A 15,359-nucleotide genomic window follows, 5' to 3' on the forward strand; every position below is an offset into this window, starting at 1 on the left:
AACGGATGCACGCCGCAGATATCCTCTGCCCGCCCGTCGCGGGGCAACCGCTACGCGCGCCGCGGGCTCGCGCGCAGGGTCACCGTCGTGCGACGCCGCGGCGGCGGCCGGCGCCGCTCCGCGGTGCCCACGACGACGGCAGCCGCGAGCCCCAGCACGAGCACCGCGAACGCGGCGCAGAGGCCCGACACGTCGAGCACCAGCCCGGGCCCCATGCCCGGCGCCGGCGGAACGGCCAGCGGGATCAGCCCTGACGGAACCGGCACCATCGTCCCAACCTCCTGCCCCCCGACCCCCTCGGGTCGGAGACGGAGCAAGGGACGTGCCGCCGGTTCAGCTCTTGAAGAAGCGCGTCTTGTCCTCGTCCATGCGCGCCAGATAGGCCTTCTCGACGGCGGCGGACGGGAGGTACGACGCGTCGAGCGTGCGACGCAGGTCCCACGCCGCCTTCGACGCCGCGACCAGCGCCACGAGCTGCTCCTTGAAGAGCCCCTGGTGGCCGTCGGACTTGGCGATCAGCGGGTTCGGGTGCGCCTCGACGAGGACGATCGACGCGCCGGCCATGATGCCCGAGAGCGTCGCGGGGTGGACGAGGTCGCGCACGCCGGTCGCGTGCGACGAGTCGACGGCGATCGGCAGGCCCGAGAGCTGGTAGCGGAACGCGGCGATGGAGCCGACGTCGAGCGTGTTGCGCGTGTAGCGGTTGGCGCTGGCGATGCCGCGCTCGCAGAGGATCACGTTCTCCTTGCCGGTCGACATCATGCGCTCGACCCACAGAAGGTAGGCCTCGGTGTCGAGCGAGTTGCCGCGCTTGTGGATCACCGGCAGCGGTGTCGTGCGCAGGCGGTTCAGGAGCGCCTGGTTCTTCGAGTTGGGCTCGCCGATCTGCAGGCAGTCGATGCCCGTGTCCTCGAACAGCGGCACGTCGGCCTGGTCGAGGATCTCGACGACGGTCGGCAGGCCGAACTCCTTGCCGGCCTTCGCGATCAGCGAGAGGCCCTTCTTGAGGGCTTCGCTGTCGTCGGCGCCGAGCCCCTCCCAGCCGCTGTACGGGCTGGAGCGGTACTTGACGACGCCGCCGCGCAGCGCGTGCGCGCCCGCCTCCTTCACCATCTGCGCCGCGGCCATGATCTGCTTCTCGCTCTCGACGGAGCAGGGGCCGGAGATGAAGACGAGGTCGCCGCCGCCGCACACCACGTCGCCGATCTTCACCGTCTGGTGGATCGGCCGCTCGGGCGTGCCCTTCTGCGCGGCGCGCTTGTAGGCGCGCGAGATCGGGATCAGCTGCTCGACGCCCGCCAGCTCGGCGATCTCACCCTGCGGCAGCTTCGAGATGTCGCCGTAGACCCCGATCAGCGTGATGGCCTCGCCGACCATCTTGCCGGTCTTGAAGCCCAGGTCGTGCAGCTTGGACTCGACGGTCTGGACCTCATCGGAGGTGGCATCGGGGCGCATCTTGACGAGCATCGGTGCGGGATCTCCTTGGGCCGGCCGGGGCCGGACCGGCCATGGAAACCCCACGACGCCCGGCGGGTCAAGGGGCGGCTGCGGGGTTCGCGGTGCTCCGCGCCAGCCTTGTCGCCGTCGCCGCCCGGGCGTAGCGTCCCCCTGCGATGGATACGGCGACCCGCCCCGCGCCCGGCTACGCCGGGCTGCGCATGACCGCCGACGAGTACCTCGCCCTCCCCCCGGACGGCGAGCGCTACGAGCTGGTGGAAGGGGTGGTGGTGATGTCGCCGAGCCCGGTCCTGCGCCACCAGGCGGTGTCGGGAGAGGTGTTCTTCCAGCTCCAGGCGTACCTGCGCTCCAACCCCATCGGCTTCGCGTTCTTCGAGGTCGACGTGCGCCTTGGTCGCGGCGTCGGCGGCCGCGACCTCGTCTTCCGGCCCGACCTGATCTACGTGCGGCGGGAGCGGTTCGCCGTCCTGCCCGCCTACGTCACCGGGGCCCCGGACGTCGCCTGCGAGGTCGTCTCGCCCGGCTACCGGCGCTACGACCGCGAGACCAAGCGCACCGAGTACGAGCGCCACGGCGTCCTCGAGTACTGGCTCTTCGACCCCGAGGACGCGACGACCCAGCTCTGGCGCCTCGAGGACGGCCGCTACATCGACGTCACCCCGCCGGGCGACGCCTACCCGAGCGCCGCCGTGCCCGGGTTCGTGCTCGACCTCGCCCCCGTCCGGGCCCTGCTCCCGGAGCTTTCGGTCTAGCCTGCCGTTGCGCCTCCCGGGCCGTTCGCCATAGACCAGGCCCGCCCATGCCCGCCTCCGGTCCCGCCGTGCTCGCGCTCGACGTCGGCACCACCGGGGTGCGCGCGCTGGTGATCGACGCGGACGGGCGCATCGAGGCCGAGGCCTACCGCGAGACGCTGCCGGCCCACCCGGGGCCGGGGCTCGTCGAGCACGATCTCGACGCCCTCTGGGACGGGGTCACGCACGTGCTCGGGCGTGCGATCGCCGGCGTCACGCCCGGCCGCATTCGCGGCGTCGGCCTCGCGACCCAGCGCTCGACCGCGGTCGTGTGGGAGACGGCGACGCAGCGGCCGACGCACGCCGCGATCTCGTGGCAGGACAACCGCACCGTCGCCCGCTGCGGCGAGCTGCTCGCGCAGGGGATGCTGGTGACGCCGCTCATGGCGGCGAGCAAGATCGAGTGGCTGCTCGACCGCGCCGATCCCGATCGCAGCGCCGTCCGCGCCGGACGCCTGCGCTGCGGCACGCTCGAGTCGTGGCTCGCCGCCAGGCTCACGCGCGGCGCCGTGGTCGCCACCGACGGCTCGAACGCCTCGTGCAGCGGCCTCTTCGACTTCATCGGCGGCGCCTGGATCGACGGCATCCTGGACGCGCTGCGCATCCCGCTCGCCGCCATGCCGGACGTGGTCGACTCGAGCGTCGCGCTCGGCCCGCTCGACCCGGCGCTGGGGCTGCCCGGCGTCCCGCTCGCCGCCATCATCGGCGACCAGCAGGCGGCGATGATGGGGCAGCTGCGCCTCGAGCCGGGCACGGTGAAGATCTCCTACGGCACCGCGGCCATGCTCGACCTGAACGCCGGCGAGCGGCTGCTCTTCTCGTCGCGCGGCGCATATCCGCTCGTCCTGTGGCGGCGCGACGGCGTCGTCACCTACTGCCTCGAGGGCACCGCGATCACCGCGGGCGCGGCGGTGACGTGGCTGCGCGACGGCCTCGGCGTCATCGCCGACCCGGCCGAGACGGCGACGCTCGCCGCCTCGGTGCCGGACGCCGGCGGCGCCTGGGTCGTGCCCGCGTTCCAGGGGCTCGGGACGCCGCACCTCGACACCACGGCGCGCGCCGTCGTCGGCGGCCTCTCGCGCGCGACGACCAAGGCGCACGTCGTGCGCGCGCTGCTGGAAGGCATCGCCTGGCGCTGCCGCGAGGTCTACGACGCGCTCCGCGCCGACTGTCCCTTCCCGCCGCCCGAGACCCTGCGGGTCGACGGCGGCGCGGCGCGCAACGACGTCCTGCTCCAGGCGCAGGCGGACGCGCTCGGCATCCCCGTCGAGCGCGCGGCCGTCCTCGACGCCGCCGCGATGGGCGCCGGCTATCTCGCCGGCCTCGCGACCGGCGTGTGGAGCGACGCGGCCGACCTCGCGCACGCCTGGCGTCGCGACCGCATCTTCGAGCCGCGCCTCGCCGCCGCCGAGCGCGAGGTCCGCTTCGCCGCGTGGCAGCAGCACCTGCCGGCGGCGAAGGTGCCGGCGTGACCGCGGCGCAGCGGCTCGCCGCGACCTGCGTCGCCTGGCGCGACGCTACGCCGGACGCCGCCGTCGTCGCACGCACGCGCGCCTTCCTGCTCGATTGGCTCGGCGTCACGCTGGGCGGCGCGCCGGAGCCGTCGAGCGTCGCGCTGCGCCGCGGCCTCGCCCTGCTGGGCACGCCCGGCGACGCCCCGGCGTTCGGCACCTGCGAGCGCTTCGCGCCGATCCACGCCGCGCTCGCCAACGGTGCCGCCGCGCACACGCTCGAGATGGACGACACCCACCAGGCAGGCTCGATCCACCTCGGCGCGACCATGTTCGCGGCCGCGTTCGCCGCCGCGGCGCGGCGCCCGGAGACGACGCTCGACGCCGCGCTGCGCGCCGTCGCCGCGGGCTACGAGGTGACGGGCCGCCTCGCGATGGCGCTCGACCCCGCGGCGCACTACCGCCGCGGCTTCCATCCCACCGGCACCTGCGGCGCGTTCGGCGCCGCGGCCACGGCCGCGCTGCTGCTCGGGCAGGACGCCGACGGCGTCGCGAACGCGCTCGGCATCGCCGGCAGCCAGGCGGCGGGCTCGATGGAGTTCCTCGCCGACGGCACCTGGACGAAGCGCTTCCACCCGGGCTGGGCCGCGCACGCCGGGCTGCACGCGGCGGCGCTCGCCGCGGCCGGGTTCCGCGCGCCGGCGACGATCCTCGAGGGCCGCTTCGGCACGCTGCACGCCTACTCCGACGCGGCCGAGGTCGCGAAGCTCGACGACGGCCCCGAGCCGGTCGTCCTGCGCACGAGCGTCAAGCCGCACGCGTGCTGCCGCTACATGCAGGCCCCGATCGACGCGGTGCTGGGTCTGCGCGCGGCACACGGGCTGCGCCCGGGCGACGTCGAGCGCATCGAGGTCGGCATCGTCGCCGCCGGCTTCCCCATCGTCTGCGAGCCGCTCGACGCGAAGCGCCGCCCGGCGACGGTGGTCGACGCCCAGTTCAGCCTGCCCTTCGGCGTCGCCGTCGCGCTGCTGCGCGGGCAGGCGTCGCCGGACGAGTTCGTACCGTCGGTCTTCGGCGACGCCACGATCACGACGCTCATGGACCGCGTCGAGCCGCGGCGCGACCCGGCACTCGACGCGGCGTACCCGCAGGTGTGGCCCGCGTGGGTCAAGGTCGTGACTCGGGCGGGCGCCGTGCATGACGCGCACGTCCGCTTCCCGCTCGGCGACCCGGAGAATTTTCCCGGCGACCCGGCACTGCTTGCCAAGTTCCGCCGGCTCGCCGCACGCGCGCTCGCGCCCGACGCGGTGGAGCGCGTCGCCGACGCCGCGACCACGCTGCGGCTCGACGCGCCGCTCGTCCGTCTCGCCGCGCTCGCCGTCGCCGGCTGACGCGGTCACGCGGCGCACGCGCGCGCCGCACGGCGGCACGGCACATCCTGCCGAGCCGCACCGCCTGACACATGTGACAGCGCGAGTGGCATCCCCGTTGCTGCTCCGGCGCCTTCAGATCGACGCGCAACGCGCCGACAGGAGATGCCGTGAGAAAGATCCGTCGCGCCGTCATGCTGCTCGCGTGCGTTCTCGTCGTTCCGGCGGCCCGCGCCACGACCTTCGTGGAAACCACCGAGCGTGCGCTCGCGCGCGCCGCCGACGCCGTCGTCGCCGGCACCGTCGAGCGCATCGAGACCGTGGGCGGCCGCGACGGCGCGATCAGCACGCTCGTCACCGTGCGGGTCGCAGCGCGCTACAAGGGCGCCACCGCGCGCGAGATCGTGCTGAAGCAGCCCGGCGGCGACCTCGGCGAGCGTGCGTTCTGGCTCGCGGGCTCGCCGCAGTTCAGGGTCGGCCAGCGCAACGTGCTCTTCCTCTCGGCCGGGCCCGACGGCACCGCCCGCACGACGGCGCTCGCGATGGGGCAGTACGTCGTCACCGACGACGCCGCGAGCGGCGAGACGATGGCGACGCGCGCGCTCCACGAGCCGGTGCTCGGCGGCTCGCGCACCCGCCGGCTGAAGCTGTCGCGGCTCGCGCGCACGATCCGGCGTGCGGTCGCGTCGGACCTCGGCAAGCCGGTGCGCCCGCTCGTCGCGGTGCCCGACGAAGCGACCGCGCCCAACCTCGAGCGCCGCACGACCGACGCCTTCACCTACCTCGACACGCCCGCCGGCCGCTGGCGCGAGCCCGACGCCGGCCTGCCGGTCACCTTCGCATACACCGCCGGCGGCGACCCCGCCCTCGGCGAGGCGACGAGCCTCGGCGCGCTCGACGCGGCGCTCGCCGCCTGGACCAACGCCAGCGGCGCGAGCATCGTGCTCGCGCGCGGCGGCTCGACGGCGCCGGCGCCGCTGCTGTGCGACGGCCTCTCGCAGATCGTGTTCAACGATCCCTACGGCGAGATCCCGAATCCGAACGGGTGCAGCGGCATCCTGGCGCTCGGCGGCTACTGCGTCACCGGCCGCGCGAGCGACGGCGACGTCGTCGGCGGCGTGCGCTTCCGGCGCATCTCGGAAGGCAACATCACCTTCGCCAACGGCTTCGGCGGCTGCGGCTTCTGGAACGGCACGAACCTCGCGGAGATCCTGACCCACGAGCTCGGCCACACCATCGGCATCGGGCACGCGTCCGAGACCGACGACGAGTCGATCCCGGCCCTGAAGGACGCGACCATGTACTACCGCGCGCACTTCGACGGCCGCGGCGCGGCGTTGCGCGCGGACGACCTCGCCGCCGTGCGCGCCATCTATCCCGATCCCGACGACCCGGGATCGGGCCCGACCGACATCGACGGCGACGGCGTCCCGGACGCCGAGGACAACTGCCCCGGCGACGACCCGATCTACGGCATCGCCAACCCGTCGCAGACCGACACCGACGGCGACGGCCTGGGGGATCTCTGCGACCCCTGCCCGCTCGTGCCCACCGACGCCGACGATCCGACCTGCCAGCGGCTCGCGGTCAGCGCCTTCCAGGCGCGCTTCACGCCGCGCGGCAACCGCCTGCGCTGGAAGGGGCGCGTCGCGCTCGACCCCTCGGTGTCGCCCGCCTCGGCGCGCGTCATGCTCGTCGGCGGCGCCGGCGTCGTGATCGACACCGCCATCGCGAGCCGCGCGGCGCGTCTGCCCGGGCGGCTCGCCTATCGCGGCGGCAACGCGCGCATCCAGCTGAAGCGCGGCCGCTTCGGCGTCTACACCGTGAAGGTGACCGCGCGCGACGTGAAGCTCGACGGCTCGCCCATGCCGATCGTCAGCGCGAACCTGCAGATCGGCGCACGCACCTTCACGACCTCGCTCAGCTGTCCGCCCGCCAGCGGGCGCAAGCTGCGCTGTCGGCGGTGAGGCACCGCTCGCCGGGCGGCAGCGCGCGGCGCGTTGCCAGCCCGGGGTCGGCCCAGTAGAAGCGCGCGCATGGCCGACCTCGTGGTGCGTGCCCGCGGCCTCCGTCCTCCGGCGCTGCGGCCGATTCTCCGGCGAACCGCGTGAACGGCGACGATCTCCAGCGGCCCGCCGTCGAGGCCACCCCCGCACGCCGGCTCGCTGCCTGGGGCGTCCACCTCTTCACCGCGAGCGGCGCCGTCGCCGGTCTGCTGGCGCTGCTCGCCATCGCCCGCGGCGACGTCGCGGTGGCGTTCTGGTGGATGGCCTACACGCTCGTGGTCGACTCGGTCGATGGCACGATGGCCCGCGCCGTGGGCGTGAAGCAGGTCCTGCCCACGGTCGACGGCGCCCGCCTCGACGACTGCGTCGACTACTTCACCTACGTCCTGGTGCCCGCGTTCTTCATGCTCCAGACGCAGCTCTTCCCACCCGCCGTCGCGCTCCCCGTCGCCGCCCTCGTCTGCCTCGCCAGCGGCTACGGCTTCGCCCAGACGGCGGCGAAGACGCCGGACCACTACTTCACCGGCTTCCCGTCGTACTGGAACGTCGTCGCGTTCTACCTCTGGGCGCTCGAGTGGGACGCGTGGACGAACGCCGCGATCACGACCCTGCTCGCCGTCGGCGTCTTCGTCCCGCTGCGCTACATCTACCCGTCCCGCACGACGACGCTCCGCCCGCTGACGATCGGCCTCGCCCTCTGCTGGGGCGCCGCCCTCGTCTACGCCCTGAGCCAGCTCCCGGCGAAGCACCCGACCCTCGTCCACGCGAGCCTCGCCTTCCCCACCTACTACGTCGGCCTCTCCGTCATCCTCCACCTGAGGGCCATCCGACACTGACCCCGAGAGCGGCGGACACCCGAAACCCGCGAGCAGGACGACGTCCCAGCCGGGCTGCCGCGAGCACGCACGCGCACAGCGACGCGCACCCGCCCGGCACGGGCGCGGCCGCGTCTCCGAGACCGAGCTCAGTTCAGCTGGAACGTCACCCGCAGCTGCAACATGTCGTGCGCCCGGAACGTTCCCGGCCCCGCCTTGCGCGACGCCTCGATGCCGACCCAGGTCGCCGTCAGCAGCACGTTGTCGTTGATGCGGTAGGTGCCGGTGGGCTGGAAGACGAAGATGCCGCTCACGTCGGCGATGAAGGTGAGGCGCGGCGAGAACTTGCCGTGGAACATGTCGGTCTGGAGCGCGAACTGGAAGAAGCCCTCGTACTGGTAGGCGTCTTCGAAGTTGCGCGGCACGGCGCGCACGCAGAGGGGGTTGTTGCGCGCGCCGGTCTTCGGCGCGCAGGCGGCAATGCGTGGGATGACTCCCGACTGGGCCTGGAGGAAATAGCCGGGCTTGGTCTGGGGGTAGCGGTAGTCCTTGCCGCCCTTCTCGCTCAGGTTGAACGAGTTGTTGAACGCCGCGGACAGGACGATCGAGCTCGAGGGGTTGATCGGCCGGAAGAAGAAGAAGCGGTCGTAGCCGATGACCCAGCGGATGTAGTCCGCCTTCTGCATGGTGTTGAAGTACTTCTTGTTGTCGTTGAGCAGCGGGCTCCGGCGGAGCGCGGCCGGGATCTGGGTGCGCGGGTTCAGCTGCCGGGTCGGGATGAACGCCGGCTCGTCGATGAAGATCTCCGCCTCGGTCCGGATGATGCCGTTCACCGTCGGGCTGAACCACGTGCCCGCGAGGCCGATCACCGACTCCAGACGGTGCTCGAGGGTGGTCACGACCGGCGTCTTGTTGAAGCAGCGACGCCCCGCCGGCGTGCGGCCGATGCCGTTCACCCGGTTGAGACAGAGCGGCGTGCGGAAGCCGCGATTGTCGACCTGGTACCGGATCTTGTCGCCGTACAGCCGCGGCGCCGCCAGGTTCTGCAGCACCGGCACCGGCTGCTGGTTGAACGTGCGGAAGAACCAGCCCTGCACCGTGTAGTCGCGCGCGATGATGCTGGTGAGGCGCGCGCCCCAGCGCGAGTTGCCCCAGTTGTTCTTCGGCAGCTTGTCGACCACCACCGTGTGCAGCTGGGTGTTCTGGTCGGCCACCTGGCGGCGCGTCGGACCGATGACGAGGTTCCACTGCGGGTCGCCCTGGTCGGGGCCGAACGGCGTGATGCCGCCGACGAGCGGCGTCGTCGGCACCGTCGTGTCGATCGGGCCGGGCACGAGGTAGGTGTCGAGGAACAGGCTCGACAGCCACTCCCAGTTGTCGAGCAGCTTGAACGTGCCGCGGGCCGTCCACAGCGGGATGCGGGCTTCGTCGACGTCGGTGAAGAGCCCCGGGGCGCCGTTCACCAGCTCGAACGGGTTCGAGACGTCGAGCAGCGCGATCGTGTCCGCCTCGCCCCAGGAGATCGCCTGACGGCCGATGCGGAAGAAGACGGGGCCCTTCGTATAGTCGACGTAGAGCTCGTTGATGCGGTTGCGCGAAGCGAGGATGTGACGCGGGTTCTTGTTCTCGTCCTGGAACTTCGCGCTCTCGACCCCGGGGTCGTCGCTCTGCGAGAGACGCCCGCGCAGCGAGCGGCGATTCGAGTCCCAGAGGGGATCGAGGTAGTCGTAGATGCCGTCGTAGAAGCCCCACCACGCGAAGCGGAACTTGAAGTCGTCGGGCGCGACCCACGACAGGCCCTGCACGTCGCCCATCCAGTTGAGGTACGGCGTGAGCTTGGCGTCGAACTCGGGATTGTAGAAGTTCCGGTGCTGGGCCAGCGTACCGGCGCTGTACTTGGGCGGGCAGGTGCGCGGATCGTTCTGGAAGAGGACCGGGCCGCGCTTGCCGTTCACCGTCGTGTAGACGGGCTGGCAACCCTTGCGCTCCGAGTTCTCGGTGAGGATGCCGAGCTGCGAGTAGGCGCGGACGCGGACGTCGAAGTTGCGGCCGGCGTCTAGAAAGTACGCTCTAGATTCAGCAGGGAAGAGCGTTCCGAGAAGCGTTCCGACGACGCAGCCGAGGAGCACCCGGGCCCATGTCCGCATGGCGGGCGCTATCGGGAAATCCCAAGCAAATGTCAAGGATTTGCAGGATCACGATTCAACGCCGCAGCGTGTCGACGAGCGTCGCCTTGAGGTGCGCCAGCAGCTCGGCGGAGTGCTCCGGCGGCTCGTTGCGCAGAAACCCCTGCACCAGGATGCCGTGCAGCGCGCTCATCACCAGCCCGGCGTCGAGCTGCGGCGTGACGCCGGCGCGGAACACGCCCTTCTGGCGCCCGCTCTCGATGATGTCCGCCATCAGGTTCACGTAGACGCGCTGCAGCTCGCTCATGTGCCCGACGAGATCGTCGGGATGCTTCTCGTCGCGCAGGATGAGGCTCAGAAAGAACTTCACCGAGTAGAGGTTCCGCGAGACGAAGGCGTAGTACTCGTCGATCAGCCGTTTGATCTGATCGACCTCGGACAGCCCCTCCAGCTCGTCGACGACGTTGATGAAGTACGGCTCGAGGGTGCGCTGCACGGCGGTGCGGAAGAGCGTCTCCTTGTTCTCGAAGTGCCAGAAGATCAGCGCCTTCGAGACCTCGGCCTCCTTCGCCACCTGGGACAGCGAGGTGTTGGCGTAGCCCTGCGAGGAGAACAGCCGCTTCGCGGTCTCGAGGATCTTCTCGCGGGCGTCCATGCTCCCCGGAATTGGGCCGGGACGCACCGTGTCGTCAAGCGCTGCATGATTGACCCCCGTCAGCACGCGGCCCTAGAATCCCCGCCGATGGACGACTCCAAGGACCGCCTCGGTAAGAAGCTCCAGGAGCGCGAGAAGGCTGCGGAAGACAGCTGGATCGCGGAGCAGGAGAAGGCGAAGCTCGAGAAGCTGCGCCGGGAGCAGGCGGCCTCGTCCCATCCGGCCATCTGCCCGAAGTGCGCGGCCCCGCTGCGCTGGGTGCGCCACCACGGCGTGTGCGTCGACGAGTGCCCCAACGGCCACGGCGTATGGATCGCGACCGAGGAGATCGAGACGTTGGCGCAGCGCGAGCGCGACGGCTGGGTCGGCCGCTACTTCTTCCAGCCGAAGCTCGTCACCGACTGAGCCCGGCCCCGTGTTCACGGGCATCATCCAGTCGACCGGCCGCATCGAGCGGATCGCGAAGCAGGGCACCGGGCTGCGCCTGACCCTGCGGCCCGACCGCGCGATGCCGCGCCTGGCCCTCGGCGAGAGCGTCGCCGTCTCGGGCGCCTGCCTGACGGTGACGAGCGGCACCGGACGCCGCTTCACCGTCGATGTCTCCCCCGAGACGCTGCGCCGCACGACGCTCGGCACCGCCATCCGGGGGCGGCGCGTCAATCTCGAGCGCGCGCTGCGTCTCGGCGACCGCATGGGCGGCCACGTCGTCCAGGGCCACGTCGACGCCGTCGGCCGGGTCGACGCCATCACCCCCGACGGCGACTGGGTGCTCTACCGCTTCAAGGCCCCGCGCGGCGTCGCGCCCTATCTCGTCGAGAAGGGCTCGATCGCGATCGACGGCGTCAGCCTCACCGTCTTCGCCTGCCAGGGCGGCACGTTCACCGTGGCCCTGATCCCGCACACGCTGAAGGCGACGACGCTGATCGACCGCGTCCCCGGCGACGCGGTCAACCTCGAGGCCGACATCCTGCTGAAGCAGATCGCGGCCATGCTGAAGTCGCGGCTGCTGCCGGGCACGCGCGCGCCGGTGCAGGCCGCACCGGCCAGGGCACGCGCCCGATCGCGACGCACTCCCGCCCGCCGCTCGGCGCGCTGAGCCTCAGGCGGAGCCGGCCGGCGGAATCCCGGCCAGGTGGGGCAGCAGCACCGAGGCCGGATCGACCTCCGACCCGAGCTGCTTGCCGACGCCCGAGAGGATGCCCATCACCCGGCCCACGAGGAGGATGTCGCCGGGGATCTGCACCAGCGGATTGCGCTTCAGCGCGTCCGGCACCTCGTCGTTGAACTTGGCGACGATCTCCGCGTCGGCGTAGGCGCGCCCGTTGCGCAGCGCGAAGCCGAGGAACGCCTCGCCCAGCACGGCGAGGCTCTCGTCGGACTCGTCGCGGGTGCGGAAGCCGAGGCCGCGGAAGGCCGCCGCGATCGCCGCCGCGTCGCCGGACACGATCGCGAACGTCAGCCGCAGGATGCCCTCGCGGAAGTCCGGCGGCAGCGACTTGGCGAGGCCGAAGTCGAGCAGCACGAGGCGCGGCCCCGGCTGGACGAGGATGTTCCCCGGATGCGGATCGCCGTGGAAGAAGCCGTGGGTGAGGATCATCTCGGCGAACAGCTCGGAGAGCCGCCGCGCGACGTCCCTCGGGTCGACGCCCATGCGCTCCAGCGCGGCGAGGTCGGTGCAACGGACGCCCGCGGCGAACTCGGTGACGAGGACGCGCCGCGACGACAGCTCGCGCACCACCCGCGGCACCATGACGTCGTCGCGACCGGCGAGGCATGCGGCCATGCGCTCGGCGTTCTCGGCCTCGTGCAGGAAGTCGAGCTCCAGCGGCACGAGCTTCGTCACCTCGTCGACCAGCACGCGGAAGTCGAAGCGCGGCTCGAGGCGCGCGAGGAGGCCGACGAGGAGCGCGAAGTTGCCGATGTCGTCGCGCACCACGTCGGCGATCTCGGGGTACTGGATCTTCACCGCGACCTCGCGGCCGTCGTGCAGGCGCGCGCGGTGCACCTGGGCCAGCGACGCCGAGGCCAGCGGTCGCTCGTCGAAGCGCGCGAACGCCGTGTCGACCGAGCGGCCGAGAGCGGCCTCGAGGTGCGGCCGCAGGCGCGCCAGCGGCCGCGGCGGTACGCGGTCCTGGAGCCGCGAGAGGACGGTGACGAACTGGTCGGGCAGGATGTCGGCGCGCGAGCCGAGGAACTGACAGACCTTGATCGGCAAACCCTGGAGGCGGATGGCGAGGTCGTACGCCGCCTCGGCGCTCCACTGATGATGGCGGTGCAGGGCTTCGTCGGGCTCGCCGACGCCGAGCCGGTAGCGCAGCTGGACGCCCTTGTAGCCGGCGTACACGCGCGCCACGAGCGCGGCCTGGGCGGCGAAGCGTCGCGGGCGTCCCGAGATCATCGGCGCAGTCTGTGGGCACGGCCGTCCGGACGCAACGCCGGCTTGCGGGCGCGCGGGCCGAGCGGCTATCGAGCCCCCCGGATGGACGCCATCGGGGACCCGAGCGACGCCGACGCCATCCGCGTGGGCGCACGGGTGATCACGCTCCAGCGCCCCGGCATCTTCACCGTCGTCGCGCGCGCGGGGCGCATCTGCGAGATCGCCGGCGCGGACGGGACGCGGCTGCGCCTGCTCGACGTGGCGCTGCGTACGGTCGTCGACCCCGACACCGACCCGCCGGCCTGAGCGTCATGCGGCGTCGTGGAAGATGACGCCGAGCGCGAAGCGCACGCCGCTGCGCACCTCGCCGACGCCGTGCCGCACGCTCACGCGGTACGTGCCGCGGGTGCCCTGCACCGGGCGGTGCTGGTTCGGGAAGACCACGGCCTGCCCGCGTCCGAGCGGCACCACGCGCGCGATCGACTGGGCGCGCGGCCGCTGCTCGACGAGCAGGAACTCGCCGCCGCTGAAGTCCGCGCCGGGACGCGACAGGAGGATCGTCGCCTGGAGCGGGAAGGCGACCTCGCCGTAGCGGTCCTGATGGAGACAGTTGTAGCCGCCGGCGGCGTAGCGCAGCAGGAGCGGCGTCGGCCGGCGCTGCCCCGCCGCCGCGCAGCGGGCGAGGAAGCGGTCCAGCGTCGGCGGCAGGTCGGCGTCGCCGCAGGCGCGCGCCAGGAGCGGATACAGCCCGGCGCGCAGCGCGGCGACGAGCGGCGGCAGCGGCGCCGCGAAGTAGCGATACGTGCCCTCGCCGAAGCGGAAGCGGGCCATGTCGACCGTGCGGCGGAAGCGCGCGTCGTCGTTCCACGTGCGCACGAGCGCGTCGCACTCCGCGGCGGCCAGCAGCGGCGGCGTCAGCGCCCAGCCCTGGACCGCCAGATCGCGCGCCAGCGCCGCCGGATCGATCCGCGCGACCCGGCGCGCGACGGCGTCGGCGGCGCTCATGCGTCGCTCGGCCGGCAGGCGCGGCACGGCCGGTAGCCGACCTCGCCCGCGTCGGCGACGCTCGCGAACGTCACCCGCCGGTCGCCGCGCACGCGCGCCAGGTCGGGACAGCCGACGCGGCAGACGATCCGCGTCGTGGTGCAGCCCTCGAGCGCCGGTGTGCGCCGCTCGAGCGCGAGCAGCGCGGCCTTGAGCGACGGCCCGGCGCCGAGCGAGTAGCCGCCGAGCCCGCCGTCGCTGCGCAGGACGCGGTGACAGGGGACGAGGAGCGGCACCGGGTTGCGGCCGAGCGCCGTGCCGACGGCACGCACCGCCCGCGGCGCCCCCGCGCACGCCGCGATCCAGGCGTAGGGCCGCGTCTCGCCGAACGGGATCGCCGCCGCCGCGTCGAGCACGCGGCGCTGGAACGGCGCCACCGCCGACAGGTCGACGGGCACCGAGAACCAGCTCCGCGTCCCCGCGAGGTAGGCGGCCAGCTCGTCGCGCGCCCGCTCGACGTGGCGGCGCGCGGCGCGATCGACGGGCGTGACCTGGACGCCCGGCTGCACGGCGGTCACGCCCGCCGCGCTCGCCGTCACCGCGACCTCGCCCAGCAGGCGATCGACGGCGGCGCGCTCGTCGCGCAGGCGGGCGAGCGCGCGCCGGGCGAGATCGGGCGGCGGGGTCGTGGGCGCGAAGTGCGCCCGCAGCAGATCATCCACGGCGTCGGACGGATGCATGACGGTCCTCCTCGCCGAGCGCCGCGTGCAGGATGCGCTTCCCGCGCGCGAGCTGGCTCTTCACGGTATTGACGGAGATGCCGCGCACCCGCGCGAGCTCGGCGTGCGACAGCCCGTCGACGTAGCGCAGGGCGAGCAGCACGCGCGCCTCGCGCGGCACGCGGGCGAGCGCCCGATCGACGTCGAGCGCGCCGGCGTCGGCCGCCGCCGCGACGCCACCCGCCGGGAGCGCGGCGGCGGTCCGCGCCGTACGCGCGGCGCGGCGCAGCTCGTCGATGCAGACGTTGGCGAGGATGCGGTACAGCCACGTCGACACCGCCCATTCGGGCCGGTACGAGCCCGCCGCGGTCCAGCAGCGCACCAGCGCCAGCTGCACGGCGTCCTCGGCGTCGGCCGCGGTGGGGAGCAGACGCCGGGCCACGACGTGCAGCCGGGGCGTGTAGCGCTCCGCCAGGGCGGCGAAGGCGCCGGCGTCGCCGCCCGCGATCCGTTGCATGAGGGCGCGCTCCTCGTCTGCCGCCGGTTCGGTGGCTCGCATGATCGGTCGGATGTACGTCCGCCGGCGTCCGGAGGGGTGGAACGGGGA

General features: G+C 73.0%; 16 protein-coding genes. 8 read left to right on the forward strand and 8 right to left on the reverse strand.

Annotated elements, in window-relative coordinates; translation table 11 throughout:
* Window positions 1–50: 50 nt before the first annotated feature.
* A complete protein-coding gene (locus KIT14_00295; protein ID MCW5888968.1) occupies window positions 51–269 on the reverse strand; it encodes a hypothetical protein in 219 nt (72 codons plus the stop codon).
* A 64-nt stretch (window positions 270–333) separates the two neighbouring features.
* Window positions 334–1,467, reverse strand: a complete 1,134-nt coding sequence (locus tag KIT14_00300; GenBank protein ID MCW5888969.1) for a 3-deoxy-7-phosphoheptulonate synthase — start codon at window positions 1,465–1,467, stop codon at window positions 334–336.
* Between the two features lie 146 nt (window positions 1,468–1,613).
* On the opposite strand from KIT14_00300, the gene KIT14_00305 reads away from it, so the two are divergent.
* The 5 genes from KIT14_00305 to KIT14_00325 all read left to right on the forward strand — a co-directional run bounded on the left by KIT14_00305 (window position 1,614) and on the right by KIT14_00325 (window position 7,912).
* Window positions 1,614–2,210: a Uma2 family endonuclease gene (locus tag KIT14_00305; GenBank protein ID MCW5888970.1), complete on the forward strand. Its 597-nt coding sequence runs from the start codon at window positions 1,614–1,616 to the stop codon at window positions 2,208–2,210.
* A 47-nt stretch (window positions 2,211–2,257) separates the two neighbouring features.
* Window positions 2,258–3,721 (forward strand): glycerol kinase, encoded by a 1,464-nt coding sequence (locus KIT14_00310; protein MCW5888971.1) that lies wholly within the window; start codon window positions 2,258–2,260, stop codon window positions 3,719–3,721.
* Window positions 3,718–5,091, forward strand: a complete 1,374-nt coding sequence (locus KIT14_00315; protein ID MCW5888972.1) for an MmgE/PrpD family protein — start codon at window positions 3,718–3,720, stop codon at window positions 5,089–5,091. Before KIT14_00310 ends, KIT14_00315 begins: the two co-directional genes overlap by 4 nt.
* 521 nt (window positions 5,092–5,612) lie before the next feature.
* Window positions 5,613–7,037 (forward strand): thrombospondin type 3 repeat-containing protein, encoded by a 1,425-nt coding sequence (locus KIT14_00320; protein ID MCW5888973.1) that lies wholly within the window; start codon window positions 5,613–5,615, stop codon window positions 7,035–7,037.
* A 140-nt stretch (window positions 7,038–7,177) separates the two neighbouring features.
* On the forward strand, window positions 7,178–7,912 hold the full coding sequence (locus KIT14_00325) for a hypothetical protein (GenBank protein ID MCW5888974.1): 735 nt from the start codon (window positions 7,178–7,180) through the stop codon (window positions 7,910–7,912).
* A 128-nt stretch (window positions 7,913–8,040) separates the two neighbouring features.
* On the opposite strand, the gene KIT14_00330 is transcribed toward KIT14_00325, so the two are convergent.
* Entirely contained in the window at window positions 8,041–10,038 is a 1,998-nt protein-coding gene (locus KIT14_00330) for a hypothetical protein (GenBank protein ID MCW5888975.1), read from the reverse strand.
* A 55-nt stretch (window positions 10,039–10,093) separates the two neighbouring features.
* Window positions 10,094–10,672, reverse strand: coding sequence for a TetR/AcrR family transcriptional regulator (locus KIT14_00335; GenBank protein ID MCW5888976.1), 579 nt, complete (start codon window positions 10,670–10,672; stop codon window positions 10,094–10,096).
* Between the two features lie 87 nt (window positions 10,673–10,759).
* Between KIT14_00335 and KIT14_00340 the strand changes: the two genes are divergently transcribed.
* Together KIT14_00340 and KIT14_00345 are read left to right on the forward strand one after the other, a co-directional pair.
* Complete coding sequence (locus KIT14_00340; GenBank protein MCW5888977.1) at window positions 10,760–11,077, forward strand: zf-TFIIB domain-containing protein; 318 nt, start codon at window positions 10,760–10,762, stop codon at window positions 11,075–11,077.
* Between the two features lie 10 nt (window positions 11,078–11,087).
* Entirely contained in the window at window positions 11,088–11,768 is a 681-nt protein-coding gene (locus tag KIT14_00345) for a riboflavin synthase (GenBank protein MCW5888978.1), read from the forward strand.
* A gap of 3 nt (window positions 11,769–11,771) precedes the next feature.
* Here KIT14_00345 and KIT14_00350 read toward each other — a convergent pair whose 3' ends face one another.
* The gene (locus tag KIT14_00350) at window positions 11,772–13,070 is read right to left on the reverse strand and encodes an ABC1 kinase family protein (GenBank protein ID MCW5888979.1); all 1,299 of its coding nucleotides are present in this window, start codon (window positions 13,068–13,070) and stop codon (window positions 11,772–11,774) included.
* Window positions 13,071–13,151: 81 nt separating this feature from the next.
* On the opposite strand from KIT14_00350, the gene KIT14_00355 reads away from it, so the two are divergent.
* A complete protein-coding gene (locus KIT14_00355) occupies window positions 13,152–13,355 on the forward strand; it encodes a hypothetical protein (GenBank protein ID MCW5888980.1) in 204 nt (67 codons plus the stop codon).
* Window positions 13,356–13,358: 3 nt separating this feature from the next.
* On the opposite strand, the gene KIT14_00360 is transcribed toward KIT14_00355, so the two are convergent.
* The 3 genes from KIT14_00360 to KIT14_00370 are packed head-to-tail and all read right to left on the reverse strand — an operon-like array spanning window position 13,359 to window position 15,269.
* Window positions 13,359–14,054, reverse strand: a complete 696-nt coding sequence (locus KIT14_00360) for a 2OG-Fe(II) oxygenase (protein ID MCW5888981.1) — start codon at window positions 14,052–14,054, stop codon at window positions 13,359–13,361.
* The gene (locus tag KIT14_00365; GenBank protein ID MCW5888982.1) at window positions 14,051–14,773 is read right to left on the reverse strand and encodes a methylated-DNA--[protein]-cysteine S-methyltransferase; all 723 of its coding nucleotides are present in this window, start codon (window positions 14,771–14,773) and stop codon (window positions 14,051–14,053) included. Before KIT14_00365 ends, KIT14_00360 begins: the two co-directional genes overlap by 4 nt.
* Complete coding sequence (locus tag KIT14_00370) at window positions 14,748–15,269, reverse strand: sigma-70 family RNA polymerase sigma factor (protein ID MCW5888983.1); 522 nt, start codon at window positions 15,267–15,269, stop codon at window positions 14,748–14,750. Before KIT14_00370 ends, KIT14_00365 begins: the two co-directional genes overlap by 26 nt.
* Window positions 15,270–15,359 lie beyond the last annotated feature (90 nt).

This window comes from bacterium (genome assembly GCA_026129405.1).
Classification (GTDB): domain Bacteria; phylum Desulfobacterota; class Binatia; order DP-6; family DP-6; genus JAHCID01.

What these genes read in the sequence shown, in the direction of transcription:
- KIT14_00360 (MCW5888981.1), bottom strand. Translation starts at nt 14,054, where the DNA reads ATGAGCGCCGCCGACGCCGTCGCGCGCCGGGTCGCGCGGATCGATCCG.
- KIT14_00355 (MCW5888980.1), top strand. Translation starts at nt 13,152, where the DNA reads ATGGACGCCATCGGGGACCCGAGCGACGCCGACGCCATCCGCGTGGGC.
- KIT14_00370 (MCW5888983.1), bottom strand. Translation starts at nt 15,269, where the DNA reads ATGCAACGGATCGCGGGCGGCGACGCCGGCGCCTTCGCCGCCCTGGCG.
- KIT14_00320 (MCW5888973.1), top strand. Translation starts at nt 5,613, where the DNA reads ATGGGGCAGTACGTCGTCACCGACGACGCCGCGAGCGGCGAGACGATG.
- KIT14_00330 (MCW5888975.1), bottom strand. Translation starts at nt 10,038, where the DNA reads ATGCGGACATGGGCCCGGGTGCTCCTCGGCTGCGTCGTCGGAACGCTT.
- KIT14_00365 (MCW5888982.1), bottom strand. Translation starts at nt 14,773, where the DNA reads ATGCATCCGTCCGACGCCGTGGATGATCTGCTGCGGGCGCACTTCGCG.
- KIT14_00305 (MCW5888970.1), top strand. Translation starts at nt 1,614, where the DNA reads ATGGATACGGCGACCCGCCCCGCGCCCGGCTACGCCGGGCTGCGCATG.
- KIT14_00295 (MCW5888968.1), bottom strand. Translation starts at nt 269, where the DNA reads ATGGTGCCGGTTCCGTCAGGGCTGATCCCGCTGGCCGTTCCGCCGGCG.
- KIT14_00335 (MCW5888976.1), bottom strand. Translation starts at nt 10,672, where the DNA reads ATGGACGCCCGCGAGAAGATCCTCGAGACCGCGAAGCGGCTGTTCTCC.
- KIT14_00300 (MCW5888969.1), bottom strand. Translation starts at nt 1,467, where the DNA reads ATGCTCGTCAAGATGCGCCCCGATGCCACCTCCGATGAGGTCCAGACC.
- KIT14_00350 (MCW5888979.1), bottom strand. Translation starts at nt 13,070, where the DNA reads ATGATCTCGGGACGCCCGCGACGCTTCGCCGCCCAGGCCGCGCTCGTG.
- KIT14_00310 (MCW5888971.1), top strand. Translation starts at nt 2,258, where the DNA reads ATGCCCGCCTCCGGTCCCGCCGTGCTCGCGCTCGACGTCGGCACCACC.
- KIT14_00340 (MCW5888977.1), top strand. Translation starts at nt 10,760, where the DNA reads ATGGACGACTCCAAGGACCGCCTCGGTAAGAAGCTCCAGGAGCGCGAG.